The following is a 25,954-nucleotide window of genomic DNA, read 5'->3' as shown; positions in this document are numbered from 1 at the left end:
GGGGTCGCAGGGCCTCACTTGGCGGTGTCGTCGGACGGATCCGGCCGGGTGCTGCCCCCGTGCCGGGGCAGGCCGCCCGTCTCTCCAGATGTGTTGTCCTGCTGAGCGGCGTCCCCCGGGGCCTGCGAGCCGGATCGTCTCTGATCCCGCCCCGCCCGCTCGCTCTCGATGAGCTCGTTCAGCCAGCGCACTTCGCGCTCCACGGACTCCATGCCGTGGCGCTGGAGCTCAAGCGTGTAGTCGTCCAGGCGCTCGCGCGTCCGGGCCAGGGAGGCACGCATCTTCTCCAGACGCTCCTCCAGGCGGCTGCGGCGCCCCTCCAGCACGCGCATCCGCACTTCGCGCTCCGTCTGCCCGAAGAAGGCGAAGCGCGCCGCGAAGTGCTCGTCCTCCCACGCGTCCGGGCCGGTGTGGGAGAGGAGCTCCTCGAAGTGCTCCTTACCTTCGGCCGTCAGACGGTAGACGATCTTCGCCCGGCGCCCCGCCAGTGAGGCGGCGAGCGCGTCCTCGGGCGCGCTGCCCGGCTCCTCGACCAGCCAGCCGTTTGCGACCAGCGTCTTGAGGCAGGGGTAAAGCGTCCCGTAACTGAACGCCCGGAAGATCCCCAGCGAGGTGTTGAGCCGCTTGCGGAGCTCGTAGCCGTGCATCGGGGCCTCGCGGAGGAGGCCCAGAACAGCGAACTCGAGGATGCCGGAGCGCCTGCTCATGCGTCGCCTCCTCCGTCACCGTCACGCGTGCTCAGCCGTTGCTTATGCCGTGCTGATGTATCGACTCGATACATCCAGACGATAGAACGGTGATCTCCTCGCGACAAGTGAGGTCATAGTGAGCGGCGTCACATCACCGATTCACAGCAAACGACTTGCCTGATTTGGGGTGAACTTCGCCTCTAGGTGGGTTTTGACCGTGCGTAGTCTGTGCGGCATGCACAGCACCGGGAACCAAGCGGCGTCAGGGGGCGTCCTCGTCCTGAGTGCACTCTGTGCATGGCGGATGAGCTCGAGCCAGGGCTGGTCCGTAGTCATTTCGGGGGGACCGGAACTCACTGCCGCTTCCAGGCGTACTCGCCTGCCCGAGGAGTAGTCGTTCGATGAGCGAGCACCGTCGCAAACCGCCGCAGCCACAGGGTGGCGGGCGTGCCGCGGCCAGGCGAGCCGCCCAGCAGCCCTCAGGCCGCCGGGCGGCTCAAGCACGGGGAGCCAGTACGGGGTCCCCCTCAGACGCGTACGGTACGGAGGCCCCTTACGGTGGCCGTGCCGAAGCCCGCCGCGCCGCCCAGCGCGGTGGCGGGCGCGGCCGTGGCGGGGGCGGCCGTGGTGCCGGGGGGCAGCCCGGCAAGAAGCGCCTGATCGACTACCCCCGTCACGACAAGTACGGGTGGCGCCGCTGGATGCCGTCGTGGAAGCTCGTGGCCGGGCTGTTCCTCGGGTTCGCGGGAGCGCTGATGGGCGCTGCGACGATCGCGTACGCGTGGGTCGATCTGCCCGACGAGGACAAGATCGCCAAGGCGCAGAACAACGTCTACTACTGGTCCGACGGCACGCAGATGGCCGCGACCGGTGGTGAGGTCAACCGGCAGATCATCGCGTACGACCAGATCCCCGAGGCCATGCGGAACGCGGTGATCTCGGCGGAGAACAAGACCTTCTGGACCGACTCAGGTATCGATCCGAGGGGTATCGGCCGCGCCGTGGTCAACATGGCGATGGGTGGGCAGACGCAGGGTGGCTCGACCATCACCCAGCAGTACGTCAAGAACGCCATGCTCAACGACCAGTCGCAGACCTTGAGCCGCAAGGCCAAGGAGCTGTTCATCTCCATAAAGGTCGGCAACGAGGTCGAAAAGCCCCAGATCATGGCGGGCTACCTCAACACCTCGTACTACGGCCGCGGGGCGTACGGCATCCAGGCCGCGGCCCGGACGTACTTCAACAAGAACGCGAACGAGCTCGACGCCAGCCAGTGCGCGTTCCTCGCCACGCTCCTGAAGGGCTCCACGTACTACGACCCGGCCGGCGCCCCCGAGATCGACCCGGCCGCGAACGCGAAGGACAACACCGAGCGCGCCACCAAGCGGTGGAAGTGGATCCTCGACGAGATGGTCAAGGACGGGCATCTCGACGCCTCCGAGCGGGCCAAGTTCACCGAGCTGCCGCAGATCGAGCCGCCGAAGAAGAGCGCGACGCTGGGCGGCCAGACCGGTTACCTGGTCGACCTGGCCAAGGCCTACTTCATCAACAACAACGAGCAGAACATCTCGGCGCAGAAGCTGGCCGAGGGCGGCTACGAGATCTACACGACCTTCGACAAGGAGAAGGTCAAGCAGCTCGAAACGGCCGTGAAGAGCGTCCACGACAAGCACATCGACCCCAAGAAGCGCCCGGACACGGACACGCACGTCCAGTTCGGCGGCGCCTCGGTCGACCCGAAGACGGGTGCGATCGTCGCCATCTACGGCGGCACCGACGCGACCAAGCACTTCACCAACAACGCCGACCAGACCGGTGCCCAGGTCGGATCGACCTTCAAGCCGTTCGTGCTGGCGGCGGCGATGCGCGACGGCGTGCGGAACCCGGAACTCGGGGCCGAGCAGGGCGAGAGCGAGCGCCGGATCATCGACCCGGACACCGCGATCTACAACGGTGACAACAAGCTCAAGATCAAGAACTACGACGGCAGCGTCTGGCAGAACGAAGAGGGCAAGGAGTGGCTGCAGGTCAACGACGGTGACCAGAGCTACGGCGACATCAACCTCCGCAAGGCCATGATCCACTCTGCCAACTCGCCCTTCGTGCAGCTCGGCATGGACGTCGGCATCCCGCAGGTGCGGCAGGCGGCCATCGACGCCGGCCTGCGCCCGGAGAGCCTCGCCAAGGGCAACGTGCCGTCGTTCTCGATCGGTATCTCCGACCCGAGCGCCATCCGTATGGCGGGTGCGTACGCGACCTTCGCGGCCAACGGCGAGCAGCGCGAGCCGTACTCCGTCAAGGAAGTGAAGAAGGCCGGGCACACCGTCTACAAGCACGAGGACAAGGCTTCCCGGAAGTTCTCCTCCGCCGTCGCGAGCAATGTCACCGATGTGCTGAGGGACGTCGTCGAACACCCGGACGGCACCGGTAACAACGCCGCCATCCCGGGCCGCCATGTCGCCGGCAAGACCGGTACCACCGATGGCAACCGGTCGGCCTGGTTCGTGGGCTACACGCCTCAGTTGTCGACCGCCATCGACATGTACCGGATGGACGACAACGCGTCGAACAAGAACCGCGAGTTCCTGAAGATGTTCGGCACCGGTGGCCAGAAGAAGATCCACGGTTCGTCGTTCCCGTCCGAGATCTGGCAGAAGTACATGTCCGAGGCGCTCAAGGGCGAGAAGGTCATGAAGTTCCCGGAGCCCGAGGACCTGGGCGCCGAGCCCGTGTGGGGCGGTGGCGCCGAGAGCCCGAAGCCCTCGCCCACCCCGACGCCGTCGCAGAGCCCCTCGGAGACGCCGTCCGCGTCCCCGTCGGAGACGATGCCGTCCGAGAGCCCCAAGCCGTCCGACTCCTGCGGCCCGCTCGACTGGGACTGCAAGGGAGAGAACGGCGGCGGCCAGACCGGCGGCGGTGAGGACACCGGCGGCGGCGATACGGACACGGGCGGAACGGCCGACGCGGGCACCACAGGAGGCCTGACACCCACACCGACGCCGCCGACCGGGGGCGGCGGAAACGGCAACGGTGGCAACGGCAACGGCGGTGACGGCAACGCAGGAGGCTGGTTCGGCGGAGTGGACGGCTAGCGCCGGACCGCCCCGCGGACGAGCAACACGAGCCGCAGGAGCAACACGAGCCGCACGAGCCGGATGAGCCGGATGAGGGCCGCCGCACCTGCCGCGTACACGACGTACGCGGGCGGGTGCGGCGGCCCTCGCCGTTGCTCGCGGTTGTCCACAGGCCGCACGGATCCACAGAGGCGTACGGCAGGATGTCCCCATGCCGAGCCCACAGGAGACGCACGTGCACCAGGACCGGTCCGTCGTGCCCCCGACGCGGCGGGACGAGGTCGCGGCCGCCGGCAGCGAACTGATCGGCGGGCCGTTCGGCCGCTGGGCGCGGTTCGGCAGCAGTCCGCTCACGCCCGTGCGGGTCGTCGCGCTCGTCGCGATCGGGATGTTCGCGCTGGGCATGGTCCAGAAGCTGCCCTGCTACAACTGGGCGTGGTTCCGGGGCACCAGCTCGCAGTACACCCACGCCTGTTACTCCGACATCCCGCACCTGTTCCTGGCGCGCGGCTTCGCCGACGGCCTGATCCCCTACTTCGACCGGCTGGGCGGCGACATGGAGTACCTCGAGTACCCCATCCTGACCGGGCTGTTCATGCAGGTCGCGGCGTGGCTCACCGGTCCCTTCGGAGACGGTGTCCAGGCACGCGAGCAGGCGTACTGGATGGTCAACGCAGGCATGCTGATGGTCTGCGCCGCCGTGCTCGCCGTCTGCGTCGCGCGCACGCACCGCCGCCGCCCCTGGGACGCGCTGCTCGTCGCCCTGGCACCGGCGCTCGCGCTAACCGCCACCATCAACTGGGACCTGCTCGCCGTGGCCCTGACCGCCGCCGCCATGCTGATGTGGTCACGCGGTCGGGCGCTCGCGTGCGGGTTGCTTCTCGGCCTCGCCACGGCCGCCAAGTTCTACCCGTTCCTCCTGCTCGGGCCGCTGTTCCTGCTGTGCTGGCGGGCCTGGAAGTGGCGGGAGTTCGGGGCCGCCCTGCTGGGCACGGCCGCCTCCTGGCTGGTGGTCAACCTGCCGGTGATGCTGCTGGCCCCCGAAGGCTGGAAGAAGTTCTACACCTTCAGCCAGGAGCGGCGCATCGACTTCGGGTCCTTCTGGCTGATCATCACGCAGCGCACGGGCGTGGACATCGACGTCGACGCGGTCAACACCTACGCGATCCTGCTGATGGTGCTGGCCTGCGCCGGAATCGCCGCGCTGGCCCTCACCGCGCCACGCCGCCCGCGCTTCGCCCAGCTGGCGTTCCTGGTGGTCGCGGCGTTCATCCTCACCAACAAGGTCTACTCGCCGCAGTACGTGCTGTGGCTGATCCCGCTCGCCGCCCTCGCCCGCCCGCGCTGGCGGGACTTCCTGATCTGGCAGGCCTGCGAGGTCATGTACTTCCTCGGGATCTGGATGTACCTGGCGTACACGACCAGCGGCAACAAGCAGGGGCTGCCGACCGAGGGCTACCAGTTCGCGATCATCCTGCACCTCGCCGGGACGCTGTTCCTGTGCGCCATGGTCGTACGCGACATCCTGCTGCCGGAGCGGGACGCGGTACGGCGTGACGGGAGCGACGACCCGTCCGGCGGCGTCCTGGACGGCGCGGAGGACGTCTTCGCGCTGGGCCGCGGTGCGCATCCGCCGCAGCACGCGGCGCACGCGGTCGAGGGGCCGCGCGTGGAGTGGGGCACGGGACGGGGCGTGGGCCGGGACGTACGGCGGGATGCCGTACGCGACTGAGCCCCCGGCCCGGGCGGTCGCGCCCGGACGCGAGGGTGACCAGGACGGCTAGCGGTCGACCAGGCGGTCGAACTGGGTGGTGGTGTGCCGCAGGTGGGCCACCAGCTCGTCGCCTACCTTCGGCTCCTGCGCGTCGGACGGCACGAACAGGATCGACACCTGCATGTGCGGCGGCTCCGCGAACCAGCGCTGCTTGCCCGCCCAGACGAACGGCGAGAGGTTGCGGTTGACCGTCGCCAGGCCGGCGCGGGCCACGCCCTTGGCGCGCGGCATCACGCCGTGCATCGCCTTGGGAGCCTCCAGGCCCACCCCGTGCGACGTACCGCCCGCGACGACGACCAGCCAGCCGTCCGACGCCGCCTTCTGCTGCCGGTAGCCAAAGCGGTCGCCCTTCGACACGCGCGTCACGTCCAGGACGGCGCCCCGGTACTGCGTCGCCTCGTGGTCCCCGAGCCACAGCCGCGTACCGATCCGCGCCCGGAAGCGGGTCTGCGGGAACTGCTGCTGGAGCCGTGCCTGCTCCTCGGCCTTCAGGTGGCTGACGAACATGGTGTGCAGCGGCAGACGGGCCGCGCGCAGCCGGTCCATCCAGCCGATGACCTCCTCGACGGCGTCGGTGCCGTCCGTGCGGTCCAGCGGGAGGTGCAGCGCAAAGCCCTCCAGGCGTACGTCCTCGATGGCGCTCTGCAGCTGGCCCAGCTCGTGCTCGCCGATGCCGTGCCGCTTCATCGAGCTCATGCACTCGATGACGACCCGGGCGCCGACCAGCGCGTGCACGCCGTCCACCGACGACACCGACCGGATCACCCGGTCCGGCAGCGGCACCGGCTCCTCACCGCGCCGGAACGGCGTCAGGACCAGCAGGTCGCCGCCGAACCAGTCCTTGATGCGCGCCGCCTCGTACGTCGTGCCCACGGCGAGCATGTCGGCGCCGAAGCGGGACGCCTCGTCCGACAGCCGCTCGTGACCGAAGCCGTAGCCGTTGCCCTTGCAGACCGGGACCAGACCTGGGAACTGGTCGATCACGGTCTTCTGGTGCGCCCGCCAGCGAGCGGTGTCGACGTAGAGGGAGAGCGCCATGGCCGGCCCGGAACCTTTCTGTGGCTGCGGTGAATCAAAGGTGTGTACGAGGCTTACGAGATTACGCAAGCCTCAGCGGCGCGACATGTAGATGTCGAGCGCCTTGTGCAGCAGCTTGTTCAGCGGGAAGTCCCATTCACCGATGTACTCGACGGCCTCACCGCCCGTGCCCACCTTGAACTGGATCAGGCCGAAGAGGTGGTCGGTCTCGTCGAGCGAGTCGGAGATGCCGCGCAGGTCGTAGACGGTCGCGCCCATCGCGTACGCGTCGCGCAGCATGCGCCACTGCATCGCGTTCGAGGGCCGGAACTCACGGCCGATGTTGTCGGACGCGCCGTAGGAGTACCAGACGTGCCCGCCGACGACGAGCATGGTCGCGGCCGACAGGTTCACGCCGTTGTGGCGGGCGAAGTACAGCCGCATGCGGTTGGGGTCCTCGTTGTTCAGGACGGTCCACATGCGCTGGAAGTAGGAGAGCGGCCGCGGGCGGAAGCGGTCGCGGACGGCGGTGATCTCGTACAGCCGCTGCCACTCCTCCAGGTCCTGGTAACCGCCCTGGACGACCTCGACGCCGGCCTTCTCGGCCTTCTTGATGTTGCGCCGCCACAGCTGGTTGAAGCCCTTGAGGACGTCGTCGAGCGAACGGTTCGCCAGCGGGACCTGGAAGACGTAGCGGGGCTGTACGTCACCGAAGCCGGCGCCGCCGTCCTCGCCCTGCTGCCAGCCCATCTTGCGGAGCCGGTCCGACACCTCGAAGGCGCGCGGCTCGATGTGGGTGGCCTCGACGTCGCGCAGGCGCTTGACGTCCGGGTCCTGGATGCCGGACTTGATCGCGGCCGCGTCCCAGCGGCGGATGACGACCGGCGGGCCCATCTTCACCGAGAAGGCGCCCTGGTGCTTCAGGTGCGCCAGCATCGGCTGCAGCCAGTCGTCGAGGTTCGGCGCGTACCAGTTGATCACCGGGCCCTCGGGGAGGTACGCGAGGTACCGCTTGATCTTCGGGAGCTGGCGGTACAGCACCAGGCCGGCACCGACGAGCTGACCGCTGGCGTCGAACCAGCCCAGGTTCTCCGAGCGCCACTCCGTCTTCACATCCGCCCACGCCGGGACCTGGCAGTGACTCGCCGCCGGCAGGCTCTGGATGTACGCCAGATGCTGCTCACGGCTGATGGTCCTCATGGTCAGGCTCATTGCGGGGCGCTCCTCGGCAGGTGTGTCCCCATGGGATCAGGGGCTCCGGCTCTCGCGCCGAAGCCTACTGGCACCGGGGAGCGCCCCGTATTGCTGGAGGTTCGATCAGGCCCTAGCCGAGGACACCGCCGAACAGGCCTCCGTGCGCCATGCCGAGGAAGAAGCCGACCGCCGACGCTCCCAGACCGATGATCAGCAGCGTCCGTTCACGCGTCGTCTCGGAGATGTACTGGCCGTAGGCGCCGGTGAGGATGCCCACCAGCCCCGCCCAGGAGCTCACCAGGTGGAGGCCGTGGAACTGCGCGGTGATGAAGGCGAGAGCGCCCAGGACCAGGGTCACGGCCATCAGCGTGTCCTGGACCGGATGGGGCTTGCCGTCCGTGGCGAAGAGGGACGAGGAGGGATGACGGTGAAATGCCTGAGCCATGAGGTACCTCCTGGCTGTGCCGAAGGCGGCGCATCGTAGCGCCGCACGCACCCGTTGTGTACAGATTGCGTCCCCTCACCACAGGATTTCAACCGGAAGCCGCTGTGCGGGTACTCTGTACGGTCTGCGGCGGTGTCTGCCCATGCCCTGATCACGAGCTCTCACTCACTGAGGGCGATTGTCAGTGGCGGCGGATAGCGTTGCTTACGCATCACGACCCTCCTGCCACGGAACGACCGTGGCCGCTGAGTCCAAAGGAGGTGGGTTCCACATGCGTCACTACGAGGTGATGGTCATCCTCGACCCCGATCTGGAGGAGCGCGCTGTCGCCCCCCTGATCGAGAACTTCCTCTCCGTCGTCCGTGAGGGCAACGGAAAGGTGGAGAAGGTCGACACCTGGGGCCGTCGTCGTCTCGCTTACGAGATCAAGAAGAAGCCCGAGGGCATCTACTCGGTCATCGACCTGCAGGCCGAGCCTGCGGTCGTCAAGGAGCTCGACCGCCAGATGAACCTGAACGAGTCGGTCCTCCGGACCAAGGTCCTCCGTCCCGAGACCCACTGAGCTTCCGCTCAGAGGTCGTCGGGTTCGAGTAGCAGCAAGCAGCCAGAAGCAATCCCGCCGAGAGGTTCCCCATGGCAGGCGAGACCGTCATCACGGTCGTCGGCAATCTTGTCGACGACCCCGAGCTGCGCTTCACCCCGTCCGGTGCGGCGGTCGCGAAGTTCCGTGTCGCGTCCACTCCCCGCACCTTCGATCGCCAGACCAATGAGTGGAAGGACGGCGAAAGCCTCTTCCTGACCTGCTCGGTCTGGCGCCAGGCGGCGGAGAACGTCGCCGAGTCGCTCCAGCGCGGCATGCGCGTCGTCGTGCAGGGCCGGCTGAAGCAGCGGTCCTACGAGGACCGCGAGGGCGTCAAGCGCACGGTCTTCGAGCTGGACGTCGAGGAAGTCGGCCCCAGTCTCAAGAACGCCACGGCCAAGGTCACCAAGACCACCGGTCGCGGTGGCCAGGGCGGCTACGGCGGTGGCCAGCAGGGCGGCGGCAACTGGGGCGGAGCCCCGGCTGGTGGCCAGCAGGGTGGCGGCGCTCCCGCCGACGACCCCTGGGCGACCAGCGCGCCGGCCGGTGGCGGCCAGCAGGGTGCCGGTGGCGGCGGAGGCGGCTGGGGCGGAAGCTCCGGCGGCGGCTACTCGGACGAGCCCCCCTTCTAGGCCTCGGGGCCTTTGGGGTCAGGCCTTCACGGGCCATGGCTCGCACCACAACTTCTTGATCACACAGGAGATACATCATGGCGAAGCCGCCTGTGCGCAAGCCGAAGAAGAAGGTCTGCGCATTCTGCAAGGACAAGACCGCTTACGTGGACTACAAGGACACGAACATGCTGCGGAAGTTCATTTCCGACCGCGGCAAGATCCGTGCCCGCCGCGTGACCGGCAACTGCACGCAGCACCAGCGTGACGTCGCCACGGCCGTCAAGAACAGCCGTGAGATGGCGCTGCTGCCCTACACGTCCACCGCGCGCTAAGGAGAGGGTGACCGAATCATGAAGATCATCCTCAAGCACGAGGTTTCCGGTCTCGGCACCGCCGGCGATGTCGTCGAGGTCAAGGACGGCTACGCTCGCAACTACCTGGTCCCGCGTGGTTTCGCGATCCGCTGGACCAAGGGTGGCGAGAAGGACGTGGCGCAGATCCGCCGCGCCCGCAAGATCCACGAGATCGCGACCATCGAGCAGGCCAACGAGGTCAAGGCCCGCCTCGAGGGCGTCCAGGTGCGTCACGCCGTGCGCGCCGGTGACTCCGGTCGTCTCTTCGGCTCCGTGACTCCGGCTGACATCGCCTCGGCGATCAAGGCCGCCGGTGGCCCGGACGTGGACAAGCGCCGTGTCGAGCTCGGCTCGCCGATCAAGACGCTGGGCTCGCACCAGGTCTCCGTGCGTCTGCACGCCGAGGTCGTCGCGAAGCTCAACGTGGAGATCGTCGCCGCCTAAGCGTCGCGCTCAGCGTTCAACAGTGCAGAAGGGCCGCACCCAGCCGGGTGCGGCCCTTCTGTCGTGTTTCACGTGAAACATGCCCTTCCGTGGACAGCCCCCGCGATGGTTCAGCGGGTGGCGCCGGTGACCAGCCAGCGCCCTGAGCGGGTCCGCAGCCAGAGCGTCAGCATGCGGACGGTCATCATCAGCGCCATCGCCCACCACAGCGTGGTCAGCCCGCCGCCCAGGACGGGGACCAGCAGGGCGACCGGTGCGAAGACGGCCAGCGTCAGCACCATCGCCCCTGCCAGGTAGGGTCCGTCGCCCGCGCCCATGAGGACGCCGTCGAGGATGAAGACCACCCCGGAGACCGGCTGGGACAGCGCCACCACGAGCAGCGCGGGCAGCAGCGTGCCCTGCACGGTGTCGTCGCCCGTGAACAACGGGATGAACAGCGGCCGCGCCAACACGATCAGAGCGCCGAGGACCAGGCCGGAGGCGATGCCCCACTGCACCATGCGCCGGCACACCTGGCGGGCCCCTTCGGCGTCGCCGGCGCCGAGGTAGCGCCCTATGATCGCCTGCCCGGCGATGGCGATGGCGTCCAGCGCGAAGGCCGTCAGGCTCCACAGGGAGAGGATGATCTGGTGAGCGGCGACCTCCGTGTCGCCGAGGCGTGCCGCGACGGCCGTGGCGATCATCAGGATCGCGCGCAGTGACAGCGTCCGGACCAGGAGCGGGACTCCGGCCTGGGCGCTGGCGCGTATGCCGGCGGCGTCGGGCCGCAGGGAGGCGCCGTGGCGGCGCGCTCCGCGTACGACGACGACGAGATAGGCAACGGCCATACCGCACTGGGCGATCACCGTGCCCCAGGCGGAGCCCGCGATGCCGAGGTCGGCGCCGTAGACCAGGGCCGCGTTGAGGACCGCGTTGGCGGCGAAGCCGCCGATGGCCACGTACAGGGGCGTCCGGGTGTCCTGGAGGCCGCGCAGGACGCCGGTGGCGGCCAGCACCATGAGCATGGCCGGTATGCCGAGGCTGGAGATGCGCAGATAGGTGACCGCGTACGGAGCCGCGGTGTCGGAGGCGCCGAAGACGTCGACGAGCCCGGGTGCCGTCGGCAGGGTGACGGCGATGACGGCGATGCCCAGGATCAGCGCGAGCCAGATGCCGTCCATGCCCTGGCGGATGGCGGCCGGGAGGTCTCCGGCGCCGACGCGGCGGGCGACGGCGGCCGTGGTGGCGTATGCGAGGAAGACGAAGACGCTCACGGCGGTGGCCAGCAGGGCCGCCGCGATGCCGAGGCCGGCGAGCTGCGGCGTGCCGAGGTGGCCGACGATGGCGCTGTCGACCATCAGGAAGAGCGGTTCGGCGACGAGTGCTCCGAACGCGGGGACGGCGAGCGCGATGATCTCGCGGTCGTGTCGGCGGCGGGCGCTTCGCGGTGGCGCGGGGGCCTGGGTCATGGGTTCAATCTAATCGTCCACAGGTAAGAGATGCAATGGGCTAGTGATCCTTACCTCTAGCTGTGCGGGTGCCTCGGCTGTGGGCCGTTTGTTCTGATCTTGTCGGCGTCGGGAAAGTTTTTCTCCCCCACAGCCGGTGGATGGAAAAAGAGCAGGTCAGGGGCGGTGTTGCGGCGCGGCTATGAGTTTGTCCACACGGCTGTCCCCCGCTCCGTGCACAGGTTCCGTGGAGTTCTCCACAGCATCTGGCTCTTCACCCACAGGCCCTGTGGATAACCAGATTGGCTGACGGTGCCCGCGGGCCTAACGTGGTCCGGCGCTCGCCACGCGAAAAGCGGAGTCGAGCGCCTCGTTTTGTCAGTGCCGTGCCGTAGAAAGAGTGGCACGGCGAGGTCCGCGGAGCGGACGGGAGGAGGTGGGCCGGTGAACATCCCCGAGCCCTTGGACGACCCCTGGGCCGACGCCGGTCCCGGTGACCGTCTGCCCGTCGCCCGCCAGCGCGGCAGCGATGCCCGCGGCCGTGCCCGGAGTCGCGAGGAGCAGCACGAGCGCGGCAGCGAGGGCGGTCCGTGGGACGGCGGTGCCGGTGGGTTCGAGCGGGTGCCGCCGCAGGACCTGGACGCCGAGCAGTCGGTGCTCGGCGGCATGCTGCTCTCCAAGGACGCCATCGCGGACGTCGTGGAGATCATCAAGGGCCAGGACTTCTACAAGCCGGCCCACGAGACCATCTACACCGCGATCCTCGACCTGTACGCCAAGGGCGAGCCCGCCGACCCCATCACGGTCGGCGCCGAGCTGACCAAGCGCGGCGAGATCAACCGGGTCGGCGGCGCCCCCTATCTCCACACGCTGGTCCAGTCGGTCCCGACCGCGGCCAACGCGTCGTACTACGCGGAGATCGTCCACGAGCGCGCGGTGCTGCGCCGTCTCGTGCAGGCGGGCACGAAGATCACGCAGATGGGATACGCGGCCGACGGGGACGTCGACGAGATCGTCAACCAGGCCCAAGCGGAGATCTACGCCGTCACCGAGCAGCGCACCAGCGAGGACTACCTCCCCCTCGGCGACATCATGGAGGGGGCGCTCGACGAGATCGAGGCGATCGGCTCGCGCAGCGGCGAGATGACCGGTGTGCCCACCGGCTTCACCGACTTCGACGCCCTGACGAACGGCCTCCACCCCGGCCAGATGATCGTGATCGCGGCCCGTCCCGCCATGGGTAAGTCGACGCTCGCGCTCGACTTCGCCCGTGCGTGCTCGATCAAGCACAACCTGCCGAGCGTGATCTTCTCGCTCGAAATGGGCCGCAACGAGATCGCCATGCGTCTGCTGTCGGCGGAGGCGCGCGTGGCGCTGCACCACATGCGTTCCGGCACGATGACGGACGAGGACTGGACGCGCCTGGCGCGCCGCATGCCGGACGTCTCCCAGGCGCCGCTCTACATCGACGACTCGCCGAACCTGTCGATGATGGAGATCCGGGCGAAGTGCCGCCGCCTGAAGCAGCGCAACAATTTGAAGCTCGTCGTCATCGACTACCTCCAGCTGATGCAGTCGGGCGGCTCCAAGCGCGCCGAGAGCCGCCAGCAGGAGGTCTCGGACATGTCGCGAAACCTGAAGCTGCTGGCGAAGGAGCTGGAGCTCCCGGTCATCGCCCTCTCCCAGCTGAACCGTGGCCCCGAGCAGCGTACGGACAAGAAGCCGATGGTCTCGGACCTCCGTGAGTCCGGCTCGATCGAGCAGGACGCGGACATGGTCATCCTGCTGCACCGCGAGGACGCCTACGAGAAAGAGTCGCCCCGCGCGGGCGAGGCGGACCTGATCGTGGCCAAGCACCGTAACGGCCCGACGGCGACGATCACGGTGGCGTTCCAGGGCCACTACTCCCGCTTCGTGGACATGGCCCAGACGTGATCGGAGGGCTCCGTCAGCCCGTGGCGCGTAGCTGGAGAAGGTACGCCGCGGTCAGCGCGACGTAGCGGTCCACATCGCGTGAGAGCTCCGCGAGGGCGTGTGACGCCCGTGTCCCGGGAATGTCAGCCAGCGCCTGGGTCAGCCGTCCGCGTGCAGGCGCGTCGGTGGTGTCCTGGACGAGGCGGTCGAGGAGCAGGGTCGTGATCTGGTCCGCCGTGGCCGTGTCGCTCGCCAGCATGCTCAGGGCATCGACCGCATCGCCGTCGTTCCTTCCCTCCACGATCATGTCGACGAGCGTCGGGACCGCGTCGGCCGCACCACGTGGCCCGAGCGTCAACGCGGCACACCCGCGCACCACGGCGTCGGGGTGCGCGAGGGCATCCCGCAGGTGCGCGGTCGCCTCGTCCCCCGGCATCTCGGCGAGGGACCGGGCGGCACGCTCCCGCACCGCGGCCACCGGTGAACCGAGGCCCTCGGCCAGCAGTGCCGAGCCGCGGTCGCCAGACCGCGCGAGCGCCCAGTGAAGGGCCCCGGCGACGTTCGGCTCCGTCTCGGCCAGGGCCGCCTCGACCAGGGCCTCGGTCGGTACCGGAACCGCGTCGACCGAGGCGAGAGCCGCGCGCTGACGGGCGTTGGCGCTCTTCGACTTCAATGCCTGGAGGAGCGCGACGACCTGGAGGACGTCCTCCCACCCGGCGGGATCCGCGGCATCGATCCGGCGCAGCCGCGTGAGCAGCTCGGTCTGCGCGGCGATGCGTGCGCGCGTCTGACGGATGAGGTCGTCCACGAGCGCAGAGGGCGCGAAGCCGGGATCATCGAACGCGCGCCCGATCTCCCGTAGGGACAGACCCAGCGACCGCAGGGTCTCGATGTGGAAGATCCGCTGGATGTCCTCCCCGGAGTACTCCCGGTAGCCGGAGCCGGTACGCCCCGAAGGACGCACGAGACCGAGCGACTCGTAGTGCCGGAGCATGCGGGCACTGACCCCGGACCGTCGCGCCACCTCACCGATCCACACGTCCTACAGTCCCTCCTGGCCGGACCCGCCGAGGGCCACGACGCGCTTCGCCTCCTCGATCGCGAACTCGAATCCGGTGTCCGGGTCGCGCAGCAGCCGCTGGGTGGCGAGCGCGTGCACGCGCACCCGCGGGTCGGGGGCGGTCGTCGCGGCGAGCAGAGCCGGCACCATCACCTCACCGAGCGCGACCAGAGCCCGGCTGAGACTCAGCTGCGTCTCCCGCTCGCCGCGCCCGAGCTGCGTCGCCAGTGCCGTGGCCAAGCCGGCCTCCTCGCCTTCCGGTACGAGCACGACCGCGGCCCGCCAGGCGCTCCGCGCCACCTCGTCGTCGGAGTCGGACAGCACCGCCCGGGTGATCGCCGGCCACGCCCGCCGATCCCCGATCTTGGACAGCGTGTGCAGCGCCTGGCTCCGGGCCTGCGCCCGCTCCGAGCGGACTTCGCTGAGCAGCCGGGGAAGCGTGAGGGACACCGGGTGGCGGGCGAGCGCCCAGGTCAGCATGTCCCGGACGAAGAACTCCGGCTCGGTCGCGCATCGCTCGACGAGTCTGTCGACGAAGCGCGGGTCAGGCGTCGTGCCGACCGCCAGAGCGGCCCGCAGGCGCACGGACGAGCGACCGTCCTCCAAGCCCTGGAGCGCCCGTGCCGCATCCGCTTCCCGCTGTGTGATCGCCATCGAGACCACCTCCTCGGCAAGCAGTGAAGGGCTTGTCACCGTGTCAAGGTCAAGCGCCGCCCGCCGCGGGGGTGTCAGTCACCACTTACGGGCAGGCACTCGGCGAGCAGGTCGACGATGTCGCGCCAGGCTCGCTGTGCGTGCTGTGGGTGGTACCCCACGCCGGGGACCGTGGGGTGGTCGACCGGCGGGTGGTGGAAGGCGTGCAGGGCGCCACCGTAGACCGCGAGGCGCCAGTCGACGCCTGCCGCCTGCATCTCGGCGGCGAAGGCGTCCCGTTGTGCGGGCGCCATGATCGGGTCTTGCGACCCGACGCCGGCCCACACCGGGCAGCGAATGCGCGCTGCCTCGCCCGGCCGGCCCGTGGTCAGTGCGTTGACCGTGCCGATCGCCCGCAGGCTGACGCCGTCGCGCCCGAGTTCCAGCGCGATCGCGCCCCCGGTGCCGTAGCCGATGGCGGCGATCCGGTCGGGGTCGGTCCGCGGTTCGGCGCGCAGCACGTCGAGTGCGGCATGGCCGATGCCGCGCATCCGGTCGGGGTCGGCGAGCAGCGGCAGGCAACGGGCCCGCATCTCCTCGGGGTCGCCCAGATAGCGCCCGCCGTGAAGGTCGAAGGCCAGCGCTATATATCCCAGTTCGGCGAGGGCGTCGGCCCGGCGGCGCTCGACGTCGCTGAGCCCTGTGCCCTCTGGTCCGAGCAGCACCGCGGGCCGGCGGTCGTCGCCGGCGGGGAGTGCGAGGTGCCCGACCATCGTGAGGCCGTCGGCGGGGTATTCGACCGTGCGTGTGGTGACCGTCGTCATGCGGTTGGACTGTAGTGAGGGCCGGGCGCGGCCGGACCGGTCTTCACTGTCGGCGGAACAGCGGGGTGCGGCAGCCGTTCTCGCGCAGCAGCCGCTCGCGCACCGGAACCGCTTGTCTCCGATGCGGTGGAGGCGGTCGGCGGCAGCGGCACCCCGGAGGGCCGCCGGGAGCGGACCGGGTACACGATCCTCCTCCATGCCACCTGCTGGTATGCCTCCGCACGCGTCTTCAGCAAGTCGCTGTTCGCCTCGTCCCGGACCTGCGGCCACGTCACGCGCGTGCGAGTGCCCGGTGCAGTACGCCCAGTTGGCGCGCACGGCGCCGCACACCGTCAAGGCATGGCGCACCATGCGCGGCGGTGACGACGAGGACTGGGAGAGCTGAGCGGTCCGGCGGGTCGGAACGCCCGGTCACCGTTCCCCTCACGTCGGATCGTGCCCCTCCGGAAAGCCGGTCGACGCCCGACGCCCCCGGCCGATACACCTGGGGCATGACCTCAACCTTCGAAGCACTGCTGCCCAGTACCGAACGCGCCCTTCTGCACCGGGTCGCCACCGCGCAGACCGAGGGGCGCACGCCGTCCCTCGTCGGCGCCGTCGTCCGGGACGGAGAGGTGGTGTGGACGGGCGCGCGCAGCTGTGTGGACGGGCATGCGCCGGACGCCGATACGCAGTACCGCATCGGCTCCATCACCAAGACGTTCACGGCCGTGCTGGTGATGAGACTGCGGGACGAGGCGCTCCTCGATCTGGCGGACCCGCTGGAGAAGCACCTGCCCGGCACGGGGGTGGGCGAGGTGACGATCGCTCAGCTTCTCGGTCACACCGCCGGCCTCGCTGCCGAGTCCCCCGCACCCTGGTGGGAGCGGACGCCGGGGACGCTGCGGCCGGAGCTCGCCGATGTACTCGGCGAGCGCCCGCTCCTGCACCCGTCCGGCCGTCGGCACCACTACTCCAACACCGGCTACACGCTGCTCGGTTCGCTGGTGGAGGCGGTGCGCGGGGTGTCGTGGGAAGAGGCGCTGCGTACGGAGATCCTGGAACCGCTGGGGCTCCTCCGTACGAGCACGCAGCCTGTCGCGCCACACGCGGGCGGATGGGCGGTACACCCATGGGCCGACGTCATGCTGCCGGAACCGGCTGAGGACCTCGGGCTGATGGCGCCGGCCGGCCAGCTCTGGTCGACGGCCGGTGACCTCTGCCGGTTCGCGGCCTTTCTCGCCGAGGGCGACGACCGTGTGCTGCGTGCGGAGTCGGTGCACGAGATGCGGACGCCCGCCGCGCCGCCGGAGAGCGGTGACTGGGACAGCGGCTACGGGCTTGGACTGCAGCTGGGCCGCAGGGACGGCCGCACGCTCGTCGGGCACAGCGGTTCACTGCCGGGATTCCTCGCCGGGCTGTGGATGAGCGTGGAGGACGGGCTGGCCGCCGTGGTGCTGGCGAACGCCACCTCCGGGCCGGTTCCCGGCGTCGTCGCCGCCGATCTCGTACGGATCGTGGCGGACGCCGAGCCACGCCTCCCTCAGCCGTGGCGCCCGCTGCCCGAGATCGCCCCGGGGCTGCTGGAGCTGACAGGCCCCTGGTACTGGGGGACGTACGCCTACGGCCTCGCCGTGGTGGCCGGACGGGGAGTGGAGCTGCGCCCTCTGCGGGGCCAGGGACGTGCGTCGCGCTTCCGGGCGGAGAGCGATTCCACCTGGATCGGTCTCGACGGCTACTACGCGGGGGAGACGCTGCGGGTGGTGCGGCGCGAGGACGGCTCGGTGAGCCATCTCGACCTGGGGTCGTTCGTGTTCACGCGGGAGCCGTACGAGGCGGGTGACGCGGTGCCGGGTGGTGTGGACGAGGGCGGCTGGCGCGGCCTGTGAAGTCCTGCCCGGCTCCGCCCTCATGTTTCACGTGAAACATGAGGGCCGGACCCTCTAGAGGGCCATCTTGAAGCCGACGTGGGAGGCTGCGAAGCCGAGCCGCTCGTAGAAGCGGTGGGCGTCGGTGCGAGAGGCGTCTGAGGTGAGCTGGACCAGCCGGCAGTTCTGGCGCCGTGATTCCGCCACGGCCCATTCGATGAGCTGGGTGCCGAGGCCGCTGCCCCGTTCGTCGGCGTGGATCCGTACGCCCTCGATGATCGAACGGGTGGAACCCCGCCGCGAGAGCCCCGGGACGATCGTCAGTTGCAGGGTGCCGACCACACGGCCGTGGCGTAGGGCGACGACCAAGTGCTGGTGGGGGTCGGCGGCCAGGCGCTCGAAGGCGGCTGTGTACGGGGAGAGGTCGTCCGGCGACTCGCGCTCGGCTCCCAGCGGGTCGTCGGCGAGCATCGCCACGATCGCGGGGAGATCGGTCAAACGGGCCGGCCTGATGTCGAGAACGCTCATGGGCGCACGCTAAGCCAGGGGGGCGGGGGCGCGCAGCTCCTCCACCGCCTTGACCAGGGGGGCGAGGTCCGGGTTCTTCGCGGCCTCGTCGAGCGCCTCGCGCAGGGCGGCGTCGTTGGTGGGCCGGGCCTTCTCGAGGAGGTCCAGGCCGGCCGGTGTGACATCCGTGTAGATGCCGCGCCGGTCTGTGTCACACAGATAGCGCGTGAGCAGGCCTCGGTCCTCGAGGCGGGTGACCAGACGGGTGGTCGCGCTCTGGCTCAGTACGACGGCGTCGGCCACCTGCTTCATCTGCAGGTGGCCGCCCGGGCCGTTGTGCTGGCGGCTGAGGACGTCGAGCAGGGAGTACTCGCGCACGCTCAGGCCGTGCTGCCCCTCGAGTGCCCGCTCGATATGGGCCTCGATCTTCCCGTGCAGCAGAGAGAGGGCGCACCAGCCCTGCGAGAGGGCGGTGAGGGCCGGGTCTGTCGCTGTCATGGGGTCTCTCCTCCGTCCCGGAGCGGCTTGCCCACCAGGATAGACGACGTCTGCAATTGCCCGCGCTTGCAATTAACCAGCGTCTGCAATTATTGTCGACGCTTGTAAGGCGCACACGCAATCGTCTGGAAGGCAGAACCCATGCCGCTAGCGCTCCTCGCCCTGGCCATCGGGGCGTTCGGTATCGGAACCACCGAGTTTGTGATCATGGGACTCCTGCCCCAAGTCGCCGGCGACTACGGAGTGTCGATCCCCACGGCCGGTTACCTCGTCACCGGCTACGCCCTCGGCGTCGTCCTCGGTGCCCCGGTGATGACGGTCCTGGGCACCCGGGTCTCCCGCAAGCGCATGCTCATGCTGCTGATGGGGCTCTTCATCGTCGGCAATGTGCTGTCCGCCCTCGCCCCCGCCTTCGGCCTGATGCTCCTCGGACGGGTCGTCGCCTCCCTCGCCCACGGCGCGTTCTTCGGCATCGGCTCCGTCGTCGCGGCCGACCTGGTCGCCCCGGAGCGGAAGGCCGGCGCGATCGCGATGATGTTCACCGGTCTGACCGTGGCCAATGTCGTCGGTGTGCCGGCCGGCACGTTCATCGGCCAGACGGTCGGCTGGCGCGCGACCTTCTTCGTCGTCGCCGCCCTCGGCGTGCTCGGCCTGCTGGGCGTCGCCAAGCTGGTGCCCGAGCAGCCCAAGCCCGAAGGCGTACGGCTGCGCCATGAGCTCGCCGCGTTCCGCAACGTGCAGGTGCTGCTCGCCATGGCGATGACCGTGCTCGGCTTCGGTGGCGTCTTCGCCGCGATCACCTACATCACGCCGATGATGACCGAGGCCGCCGGTTTCGCGGAGTCCTCCGTCACCTGGCTGCTCGTCCTCTTCGGCCTGGGCATGGTCGGCGGCAACCTGATCGGCGGCAAGCTGGCCGACCGCGCGCTCATGCCGTTGCTGTACGGGTCGCTGGGCGCCCTCGCCCTGGTGCTCGCCCTCTTCACCGTGACCGCGCACCACCGGATCGCCGCCGCGGTCACGATCTTCCTGATCGGCGCCCTCGGATTCGCGACCGTACCGCCGCTGCAGAAGAGGGTCCTGGACCAGGCCTCCGGCGCGCCCACCCTCGCCTCCGCCGTCAACATCGGCGCCTTCAACCTCGGCAACGCGCTCTCCGCCTGGCTCGGCGGCATCGTGATCGCCGCAGGCTTCGGCTTCACCGCTCCGAACTGGGTCGGTGCCGTGCTCGCCGCCTCCGCCCTCGCTCTGGCCGTCCTGTCCAGTGCCCTGGAGCGCCGGGCCGGTCACCGGGCGAGCCGGGTCGTCGCCGGTGCCGCGAGCCCGGAGCCGGCCGCCGAGACCGCGGCCGTCTGAGGCGTTGGTCGGGTTCCTCCACCTCCGTCCTCCCAGCCCGGGTGCCACCCAGGCCGGGAGGACGCGCGTGTGGGCGAGGTTTCACGTGAAACATCGCCCTTGTCCGCCGCAAAAGTGAAGATCAGGGACCGGCTCTGTGCAGAGTTGGGGGTAGAGCTGGACGGGTGTGTTGCATACGGTGATTCCATGTCCGACGCGGAGATCCGGTTGGCAGGACATGGAGGCAATGGAGCCTAACGGGAGACGGGTGCGAAAATCCGGGCTTTCCACACCTACTCCGGCGAACCGGCGACTGGTGCCATGCTGCGACGACAGCAGCTGCGGTCAACGTCACAAAGGGTGACGGTCATCCCAGTCCGTAGTGCGCCGAGGCTACTGTGGCGGCGGGCAGCGATGAGATGACGGGCAGAGCGGGGATTCAGCCACGTTCCGGACCCGCGGAAGTCCGGACACCGACCGAAAGATGTTCGAGGCGAGGCACTCTATGGACGCTCCGACCACCACGTCGGCCGACAACGGCACTTCCGGTGACAGCGGCGGGGGCGGCGGCTGGTTCACACCGCGCAAACCTGTCACGGCCGGAAGCGCGGCCGGTGGGGCTGGTGCGGCCGGCCCGGCCGCGCCTCACGCCGAGCCCGCGCGGGAGGACGGCGCTACCCAGGAGCGAATAGGCGGCCCCCGCCGCCCGCTGACGTCGATACGGATGGTGCGCGACACCGCGACCCGTCCACCCGGGCCCAGCGCGCACCCCGCCGACGAGCCCGCCGCCCCCGGCAGCCGGCCGGGGCAGGACCGGCCCGCCGGGCACCCGCCGGCCGCCGAGGACCACCCGGCCCCGGTGCCCACCGCAGCACCCGAGGTAGCACCCGAGGCGAGCTCTCAGGAGTCCGAAGCCGCCCAGCCGGAGGCCCATCAGTCGGAAGCCCTCCAGCCGGAAGCACCCGAGACCGGCTCTCCCGACGCCCGACGCGTACGGCGCACGCTCGCCGAGGTGGGCCCCCTGGCCGACAAGGTCACCTCGTACTTCTACGCCCTGCTCTTCACGCGCCACCCCGAGCTGCGGTCCCTCTTCCCCGCCGCCATGGACACCCAGCGCGACCGGCTCCTCAAGGCGCTGCTGACCGCAGCCGAGCACATGGACAACCCCGCGGTGCTCACCGAGTACCTCCAGCACCTGGGGCGCGGCCACCGCAAGTACGGCACGGAGGCGTCGCACTACCCGGCCGTCGGCGAGGCCCTCCTCGGAGCGCTGAGCCGGTACGCGCCGACGACCTGGGACGACGAGACCGAGGCCGCCTGGGTCCGGACGTACACCACCATCTCCCAGATCATGATCGACGCCGCCGCCGAGAACGAGAAGCACGCCCCCGCCTGGTGGCACGCCGAGGTGGTCTCGCACGACCTGAGAACGCCGGGCATCGCCGTCATCACGGTCCGCCCGGACCAGCCCTACCCCTTCCTCGCCGGGCAGTACACGAGCGTGGAGACGCCGTGGTGGCCCCGGATCTGGCGGAACTACTCGTTCGCCTCCGCCCCGCGCGCGGACGGCCTGCTCACCTTCCACGTCAAGGCCGTCCCGGCCGGCTGGGTGTCCAACGCGCTCGTCCATCACGCCCGCCCCGGTGACGTCCTGCGCCTGGGCCCGCCCGCCGGCTCGATGACCGTCGACCACACCACCGACAACGGCCTGCTCTGCGTGGGCGGCGGCACCGGAATCGCGCCCATCAAGGCGCTGGTCGAGGACGTCGCCGAGCACGGGGAGCGGCGCCCCGTCGAGGTCTTCTACGGTGCGCGCACCGACCACGACCTGTACGAGATCGACACGATGCTGCGGCTCCAGCAGTCGCACCCGTGGCTGGAGGTCCGCGCCGTCATCGACGGCAAAACGCAGCTGCCCGACATGGTGCGCGAGTACGGCCCGTGGAACGAGTACGACGCGTACCTCTCCGGTCCGCCCGGCATGATCCGCAGCGGCGTCGACGCGCTGCGGGGCGTCGGCATGCCGTACGAGCGCATCCGGCACGACTCCCTGGACGAGCTGGTCGCCGCGGCGGGCTGACCGGGGCCCGGCTACCCCAGGTCGGGGGCGTGCATCGCGCGCACGCCCTCGATGTTGCCGTCCAGGTAGTGCCGCAGCGACAGCGGTACGAGATTGACGGCGGCGATGCCGACGCGGCTGAACGGTACCCGGACGACCTCGTACTCGCCCTGCGGCTCGTCCACCTCGGGGCCGTGCCGCTGGCCCAGGTCCATCGACTCCAGTCGGCAGACGAAGAAGTGCTGCACCTTAACACCGGAGACACCGCCGTCCACGATGTGCTCGACGGTGTCGACGAAACAGGGCACCACGTCGGTGATCTTCGCGCCGAGCTCCTCGTGGACTTCGCGGTGCAGCGCGTCGACGACCGTGGAGTCCTCCGGCTCGACGCCCCCGCCCGGTGTCAGCCAGTACGGGTCCATACCGGGCTTCGTGCGCTTGATCAGGATCAGGTCGTCGCCGTCGAGGAGGATGGCGCGTGCGGTGCGCTTGACCACTGGACGTTCGGTCATGGCTTGAAAATGGCCCGCGACGACCCTCCTGAAACTCCTTCTCACCAGTCGGCGGCGGCGCGCAGCAGCGACTCGTGCGCCCGTGCGATGTACGGCAGGCCCAGCGTTCCGGTGCGCACCACGAGGAAGTAGGTGCGCAGCGGGGGCACGGGCGGGTCGAGCAGCGCCACCAGCCGACCGCGCTCCAGAGCGTCCTCGCACAGGTAGCGGGGCAGTACGGCGAGTCCCGCGCCCGAGGCGGCCGACTCCAGGACGGCGCGCAGGTCCGGCGCGATCACGGTGGCTGCGGCCGCCGGTTTGGAGTCGAAGACGGCAGCCCAGTAGCGGGTCACGAACGGCAGTGACTCGTGGACCTCGACCACCGGCAGCTGCTCCAGGACGACCGCGCCCTTGCGCAGCAGGACGCCGGGACCGAGCCGGGCGGCCCAGCGCGGGGAGGCCACCAGCACGTGCTCCTCGTCGCAGAGCGGGGTGGCGGTGAGCAGGCCGCCGCGCGGCCGGGCCGTGGTGAGAGCGAGATCGTGATGCCCGGCGGCCAGCCCCTCCAGCAGCTCCTCCGCGGCCCCGACCAGGGATGTCCGCAGCGTGAGCCCCTGCGAGATCAGCGGCGTGAGGGCGGGCAGGGCGCGTGCGGCGGTGAACTCCGGCGGCCCGGCGAGATGGAGGGTGCGTACGCCGGTCTGTTCGTCGAGGCCCGTCTCCACGATCTCGACCAGCGCGTCCAGGTGCGGGGCCGCCCGGTGGGCGAGCTCGTCGCCGATGGTGGTGGGCGTGACGCCGCGGGCCTGGCGCAGGAACAGCGGGCGGCCCAGCTGCCGCTCGAGGCTGCGGATCTGGCTGGTCACGGCAGGCTGGGAGAGCCCCAGCAGGGCGGCGGCGCGGGTGAAGGAGCCGGCCCGGTGCACCGTGACGAACGTGCGCAGCAGGGCAAGGTCCATGCCCGACCCCCTCCCACCTTCCCGGCGCGTCGGCAGGACGGCGCTTGCCTGACGGTTCCTCAGGACCGTCCACCTATAAATAAGTCGATAGGTCGCTGTCTCTACTGTGATTGGACACTGACGCAGAGTCAACTAGCCTTGTCCACGCGGAATCTCCGCGCGTAAAGGGGAGGGTGGTCCGAGCCACGAGGGGGGAGGCTCGGACCGCCCTTTCCGCGTACCGTCGTCCCTGGTCATGCCGGCCGAGGCGCCGCCTCGTCCAGTGCCCGCAGCACATCGGCCACCAGGTCGCCGGCGTCCTCCGCGCCGACGGAGAAGCGGATGAAGCCCTCCGGCACCGCGTCCCCGCCCCACCGCGCGCGTCGCTCCGCCGTGGAGCGCACTCCGCCGAAGCTGGTGGCGTCGTCCACGATCCGCAGCGCGTCGAGGAAGCGCTCCGCCCATGCCCGGTCGGGCAGGACGAACGAGACGACCGACCCGTAGCGCCGCATCTGAGCCGCGGCCACCTTGTGGGACGGGTCCTCCGGCAGGCCGGGGTAGCGCAGCCCGGTGACGTCGTCGCGACCGACCAGGGCTTCGGCGAGCGCCAGCGCGTTCGCGCACTGGCGGTCGACGCGCAGCGCCAGCGTGGCCAGGGAGCGGTGGGCGAGCCACGCTTCCATGGGGCCCGGAATCGCGCCGACGATCTTGCGCCAGCGCCGTACCGACGCGGCCAGCCGCGCGTCGCGGCAGGCCACATGGCCGAGCAGGACGTCACCGTGACCGGTCATGCCCTTGGTGTCGCTGGCCACGGAGAAGTCCGCGCCGAGCTCCAGCGGACGCTGCCCGAGCGGGGTGGCGAGGGTGTTGTCGACCGCGACGAGCGCGCCCCCGGCGTGCGCCTCCCGCACCAGCCGCCGGATGTCGCACACGTCCAGGCCCGGGTTCGACGGCGTCTCGATCCACAGCAGCCGCGCGCCCTCCAGGACGGTCAGCTGCGCGTCACCGCCGGTCGGCGCGGTGCGTACCTCGATCCCGTACGCCTCCAGCTGCTCGCGCACCAGGGGCAGCGCCTGGTAGCCGTCGGCCGGCAGGACGACCGCGTCCCCGGCCTTGAGCTGCGAGAACAGCACCGCCGAGATGGCGGCCATGCCGGAGGCGAAGGCCACGGTCTCGACGCCGTCCGGGTCCTCGGGCGCCTCCAGTTCACCGATGGCCCGCTCCAGCAGCGTCCAGGTCGGGTTCTCGTCCCGCCCGTACGTGTACGGGCCGGTCGGCTCGCCCGGGAGGTGGTAGTGGGCGGCGAACACCGGCCCGGGCAGGGTCGGCTCGTACTTCCGCGGCTCGGGCAGCCCGGCCCGTACCGCTCTGGTTCCGTCTCCGATGCGGGTGCCGTCCATCAGTCCCTGCCGTCGGGAAGGATGACGTTGAGGGCCCACGACACGATCGAGATGATCAGGCCGCCCAGGACGGCGGTCCAGAAGCCCTCGACGTGGAAGCTCAGGTCGAGCTCGTCGGCGAGCCAGGACGTCAGCAGCAGCATCAGCGCGTTCACGACCAGGGTGAACAGGCCGAGCGTGAGGATGAACAGCGGCAGGGTGAGCAGCTTCACCACCGGCTTGACGAGGAAGTTCACCACGCCGAAGACCAGGGCGACCAGGACCAGCGTCAGCGTCTTCTTGCCAGTGCTGTCACCGGTCAGCGTGATGTCCTGGAGCAGCCAGATCGCCACCGCCAGGGCGGCCGCGTTCGCGATCGTCTTGACTACGAAATTCATCATGTGTCTGATCGTGGCAGACAGGACCGGAGCGAGCGCAGGGGCGGGACGGGCGATGAAGGCATTCCGACTGGACGAGCTGGAGGCGGAGCGCGCCGCCAACGACGGTGCGTATCTGCAGTTCCTGCGTGAGCGGAACATGTCGGTCGGCCTGTACGCGCTCGACGCCGGCGATCTCGACCCGCAGAAGCCGCACAACGAGGACGAGGTGTACGTCATCGTCAGTGGCCGGGCGTCGATCACGGTGGGGCTGGAGACGACGCAGGTGGGGCGGGGCAGTGTGGTGTACGTCCCGGCCGGTGTGCCGCACAAGTTCCACCACATCACCGAGGACCTGCGGGTGCTGGTGGTGTTCTCTCCGCCCGAGAGCTGAGCCCGGCCGCGAAGTCGCCCTGAATCCGTCAGTCCCTAGGGGAAGGATCAGGGAAGAGCGAGGGGCGCGGAGCCCCCGCCGGCCGCC

The 25,954-nt window shown here is 70.0% G+C and carries 26 protein-coding genes and 1 pseudogene; 12 read left to right on the top strand and 15 right to left on the bottom strand.

The features are described from left to right. Positions 1-14: 14 nt before the first annotated feature. Positions 15-707 (bottom strand): helix-turn-helix transcriptional regulator, encoded by a 693-nt coding sequence (locus tag ACIRNI_RS03995; protein ID WP_355352222.1) that lies wholly within the window; start codon positions 705-707, stop codon positions 15-17. A gap of 509 nt (positions 708-1,216) precedes the next feature. Next, positions 1,217-1,366 carry a hypothetical protein gene (locus ACIRNI_RS03990; RefSeq protein ID WP_403548079.1) on the bottom strand — a complete coding sequence of 50 codons (150 nt, stop codon included), beginning with the start codon at positions 1,364-1,366 and terminating at the stop codon, positions 1,217-1,219. Positions 1,367-1,390: 24 nt separating this feature from the next. Here ACIRNI_RS03990 and ACIRNI_RS03985 point away from each other — a divergent pair, with 24 nt between their 5' ends. Together ACIRNI_RS03985 and ACIRNI_RS03980 are read left to right on the top strand one after the other, a co-directional pair. Further along, entirely contained in the window at positions 1,391-3,781 is a 2,391-nt protein-coding gene (locus ACIRNI_RS03985) for a transglycosylase domain-containing protein (protein ID WP_403548077.1), read from the top strand. A 193-nt stretch (positions 3,782-3,974) separates the two neighbouring features. After that, positions 3,975-5,495 (top strand): glycosyltransferase family 87 protein, encoded by a 1,521-nt coding sequence (locus ACIRNI_RS03980; RefSeq protein ID WP_403548075.1) that lies wholly within the window; start codon positions 3,975-3,977, stop codon positions 5,493-5,495. Positions 5,496-5,543: 48 nt separating this feature from the next. On the opposite strand, the gene ACIRNI_RS03975 is transcribed toward ACIRNI_RS03980, so the two are convergent. The 3 genes from ACIRNI_RS03975 to ACIRNI_RS03965 form a co-directional block, all read right to left on the bottom strand. Beyond that, on the bottom strand, positions 5,544-6,575 hold the full coding sequence (locus tag ACIRNI_RS03975) for an alanine racemase (protein ID WP_403548073.1): 1,032 nt from the start codon (positions 6,573-6,575) through the stop codon (positions 5,544-5,546). 72 nt (positions 6,576-6,647) lie between these two features. Further along, positions 6,648-7,766: a peptidoglycan bridge formation glycyltransferase FemA/FemB family protein gene (locus ACIRNI_RS03970; RefSeq protein WP_355352237.1), complete on the bottom strand. Its 1,119-nt coding sequence runs from the start codon at positions 7,764-7,766 to the stop codon at positions 6,648-6,650. Between the two features lie 112 nt (positions 7,767-7,878). Continuing rightward, positions 7,879-8,193, bottom strand: coding sequence for a hypothetical protein (locus ACIRNI_RS03965; protein ID WP_403548071.1), 315 nt, complete (start codon positions 8,191-8,193; stop codon positions 7,879-7,881). Between the two features lie 271 nt (positions 8,194-8,464). Between ACIRNI_RS03965 and rpsF the strand changes: the two genes are divergently transcribed. The 4 genes from rpsF (at position 8,465) to rplI (ending at position 10,184) form a co-directional block, all read left to right on the top strand. Further along, positions 8,465-8,755, top strand: a complete 291-nt coding sequence (gene rpsF / locus ACIRNI_RS03960; RefSeq protein ID WP_003956532.1) for a 30S ribosomal protein S6 — start codon at positions 8,465-8,467, stop codon at positions 8,753-8,755. 71 nt (positions 8,756-8,826) lie between these two features. Beyond that, a complete protein-coding gene (locus ACIRNI_RS03955) occupies positions 8,827-9,405 on the top strand; it encodes a single-stranded DNA-binding protein (protein WP_355352243.1) in 579 nt (192 codons plus the stop codon). Positions 9,406-9,482: 77 nt separating this feature from the next. Further along, the gene (gene rpsR, locus ACIRNI_RS03950) at positions 9,483-9,719 is read left to right on the top strand and encodes a 30S ribosomal protein S18 (RefSeq protein WP_005315025.1); all 237 of its coding nucleotides are present in this window, start codon (positions 9,483-9,485) and stop codon (positions 9,717-9,719) included. Positions 9,720-9,737: 18 nt separating this feature from the next. Then, positions 9,738-10,184: a 50S ribosomal protein L9 gene (gene rplI, locus ACIRNI_RS03945; RefSeq protein WP_355352246.1), complete on the top strand. Its 447-nt coding sequence runs from the start codon at positions 9,738-9,740 to the stop codon at positions 10,182-10,184. A gap of 110 nt (positions 10,185-10,294) precedes the next feature. On the opposite strand, the gene ACIRNI_RS03940 is transcribed toward rplI, so the two are convergent. Then, positions 10,295-11,632 carry an MATE family efflux transporter gene (locus tag ACIRNI_RS03940; RefSeq protein WP_403548069.1) on the bottom strand — a complete coding sequence of 446 codons (1,338 nt, stop codon included), beginning with the start codon at positions 11,630-11,632 and terminating at the stop codon, positions 10,295-10,297. Between the two features lie 423 nt (positions 11,633-12,055). Here ACIRNI_RS03940 and dnaB point away from each other — a divergent pair, with 423 nt between their 5' ends. Continuing rightward, positions 12,056-13,546, top strand: coding sequence for a replicative DNA helicase (gene dnaB, locus ACIRNI_RS03935; RefSeq protein WP_403548067.1), 1,491 nt, complete (start codon positions 12,056-12,058; stop codon positions 13,544-13,546). 13 nt (positions 13,547-13,559) lie between these two features. Here dnaB and ACIRNI_RS03930 read toward each other — a convergent pair whose 3' ends face one another. The 3 genes from ACIRNI_RS03930 to ACIRNI_RS03920 form a co-directional block, all read right to left on the bottom strand. Continuing rightward, on the bottom strand, positions 13,560-14,564 hold the full coding sequence (locus ACIRNI_RS03930) for a MerR family transcriptional regulator (RefSeq protein WP_403548065.1): 1,005 nt from the start codon (positions 14,562-14,564) through the stop codon (positions 13,560-13,562). A gap of 3 nt (positions 14,565-14,567) precedes the next feature. After that, a complete protein-coding gene (locus ACIRNI_RS03925; protein WP_403548063.1) occupies positions 14,568-15,239 on the bottom strand; it encodes a HEAT repeat domain-containing protein in 672 nt (223 codons plus the stop codon). Between the two features lie 74 nt (positions 15,240-15,313). Continuing rightward, positions 15,314-16,042, bottom strand: coding sequence for a dienelactone hydrolase family protein (locus ACIRNI_RS03920; RefSeq protein WP_403548061.1), 729 nt, complete (start codon positions 16,040-16,042; stop codon positions 15,314-15,316). Between the two features lie 491 nt (positions 16,043-16,533). On the opposite strand from ACIRNI_RS03920, the gene ACIRNI_RS03915 reads away from it, so the two are divergent. Continuing rightward, positions 16,534-17,910, top strand: a complete 1,377-nt coding sequence (locus ACIRNI_RS03915; RefSeq protein WP_403548059.1) for a serine hydrolase domain-containing protein — start codon at positions 16,534-16,536, stop codon at positions 17,908-17,910. 54 nt (positions 17,911-17,964) lie between these two features. Here the strand turns inward: ACIRNI_RS03915 and ACIRNI_RS03910 are convergent, their stop codons facing one another. Then, entirely contained in the window at positions 17,965-18,417 is a 453-nt protein-coding gene (locus tag ACIRNI_RS03910) for a GNAT family N-acetyltransferase (RefSeq protein ID WP_403548057.1), read from the bottom strand. Positions 18,418-18,426: 9 nt separating this feature from the next. Next, positions 18,427-18,894, bottom strand: coding sequence for a MarR family winged helix-turn-helix transcriptional regulator (locus tag ACIRNI_RS03905; RefSeq protein ID WP_403548056.1), 468 nt, complete (start codon positions 18,892-18,894; stop codon positions 18,427-18,429). A 141-nt stretch (positions 18,895-19,035) separates the two neighbouring features. Between ACIRNI_RS03905 and ACIRNI_RS03900 the strand changes: the two genes are divergently transcribed. The 3 genes and pseudogenes from ACIRNI_RS03900 (at position 19,036) to ACIRNI_RS03890 (ending at position 22,309) form a co-directional block, all read left to right on the top strand. Then, positions 19,036-20,250 carry an MFS transporter gene (locus ACIRNI_RS03900; protein ID WP_403548054.1) on the top strand — a complete coding sequence of 405 codons (1,215 nt, stop codon included), beginning with the start codon at positions 19,036-19,038 and terminating at the stop codon, positions 20,248-20,250. 102 nt (positions 20,251-20,352) lie between these two features. Continuing rightward, positions 20,353-20,454: pseudogene (locus ACIRNI_RS03895) on the top strand (hydrolase); the annotation flags it as partial. A 280-nt stretch (positions 20,455-20,734) separates the two neighbouring features. Then, complete coding sequence (locus tag ACIRNI_RS03890; protein ID WP_403548052.1) at positions 20,735-22,309, top strand: globin domain-containing protein; 1,575 nt, start codon at positions 20,735-20,737, stop codon at positions 22,307-22,309. Between the two features lie 11 nt (positions 22,310-22,320). Here the strand turns inward: ACIRNI_RS03890 and ACIRNI_RS03885 are convergent, their stop codons facing one another. The 4 genes from ACIRNI_RS03885 to ACIRNI_RS03870 form a co-directional block, all read right to left on the bottom strand. Beyond that, positions 22,321-22,800 (bottom strand): NUDIX domain-containing protein, encoded by a 480-nt coding sequence (locus tag ACIRNI_RS03885; RefSeq protein WP_403548050.1) that lies wholly within the window; start codon positions 22,798-22,800, stop codon positions 22,321-22,323. A gap of 41 nt (positions 22,801-22,841) precedes the next feature. Then, entirely contained in the window at positions 22,842-23,738 is an 897-nt protein-coding gene (locus tag ACIRNI_RS03880; RefSeq protein ID WP_403548048.1) for a LysR family transcriptional regulator, read from the bottom strand. Positions 23,739-23,971: 233 nt separating this feature from the next. Beyond that, on the bottom strand, positions 23,972-25,117 hold the full coding sequence (locus ACIRNI_RS03875; protein ID WP_403548046.1) for a cystathionine gamma-lyase: 1,146 nt from the start codon (positions 25,115-25,117) through the stop codon (positions 23,972-23,974). Then, on the bottom strand, positions 25,117-25,497 hold the full coding sequence (locus ACIRNI_RS03870) for a phage holin family protein (protein WP_403548044.1): 381 nt from the start codon (positions 25,495-25,497) through the stop codon (positions 25,117-25,119). The genes ACIRNI_RS03875 and ACIRNI_RS03870 overlap by 1 nt, the downstream gene beginning before the upstream one ends. Before the next feature lie 52 nt (positions 25,498-25,549). Between ACIRNI_RS03870 and ACIRNI_RS03865 the strand changes: the two genes are divergently transcribed. Continuing rightward, the gene (locus tag ACIRNI_RS03865) at positions 25,550-25,867 is read left to right on the top strand and encodes a cupin domain-containing protein (protein ID WP_355352293.1); all 318 of its coding nucleotides are present in this window, start codon (positions 25,550-25,552) and stop codon (positions 25,865-25,867) included. The last annotated feature ends 87 nt before the right edge of the window (positions 25,868-25,954 follow it).

The organism is Streptomyces sp. NPDC093546, assembly GCF_044765045.1.
Classification (GTDB): Bacteria; Actinomycetota; Actinomycetes; order Streptomycetales; family Streptomycetaceae; genus Streptomyces.
This window is presented reverse-complemented; position numbering and strand designations above follow the sequence as displayed.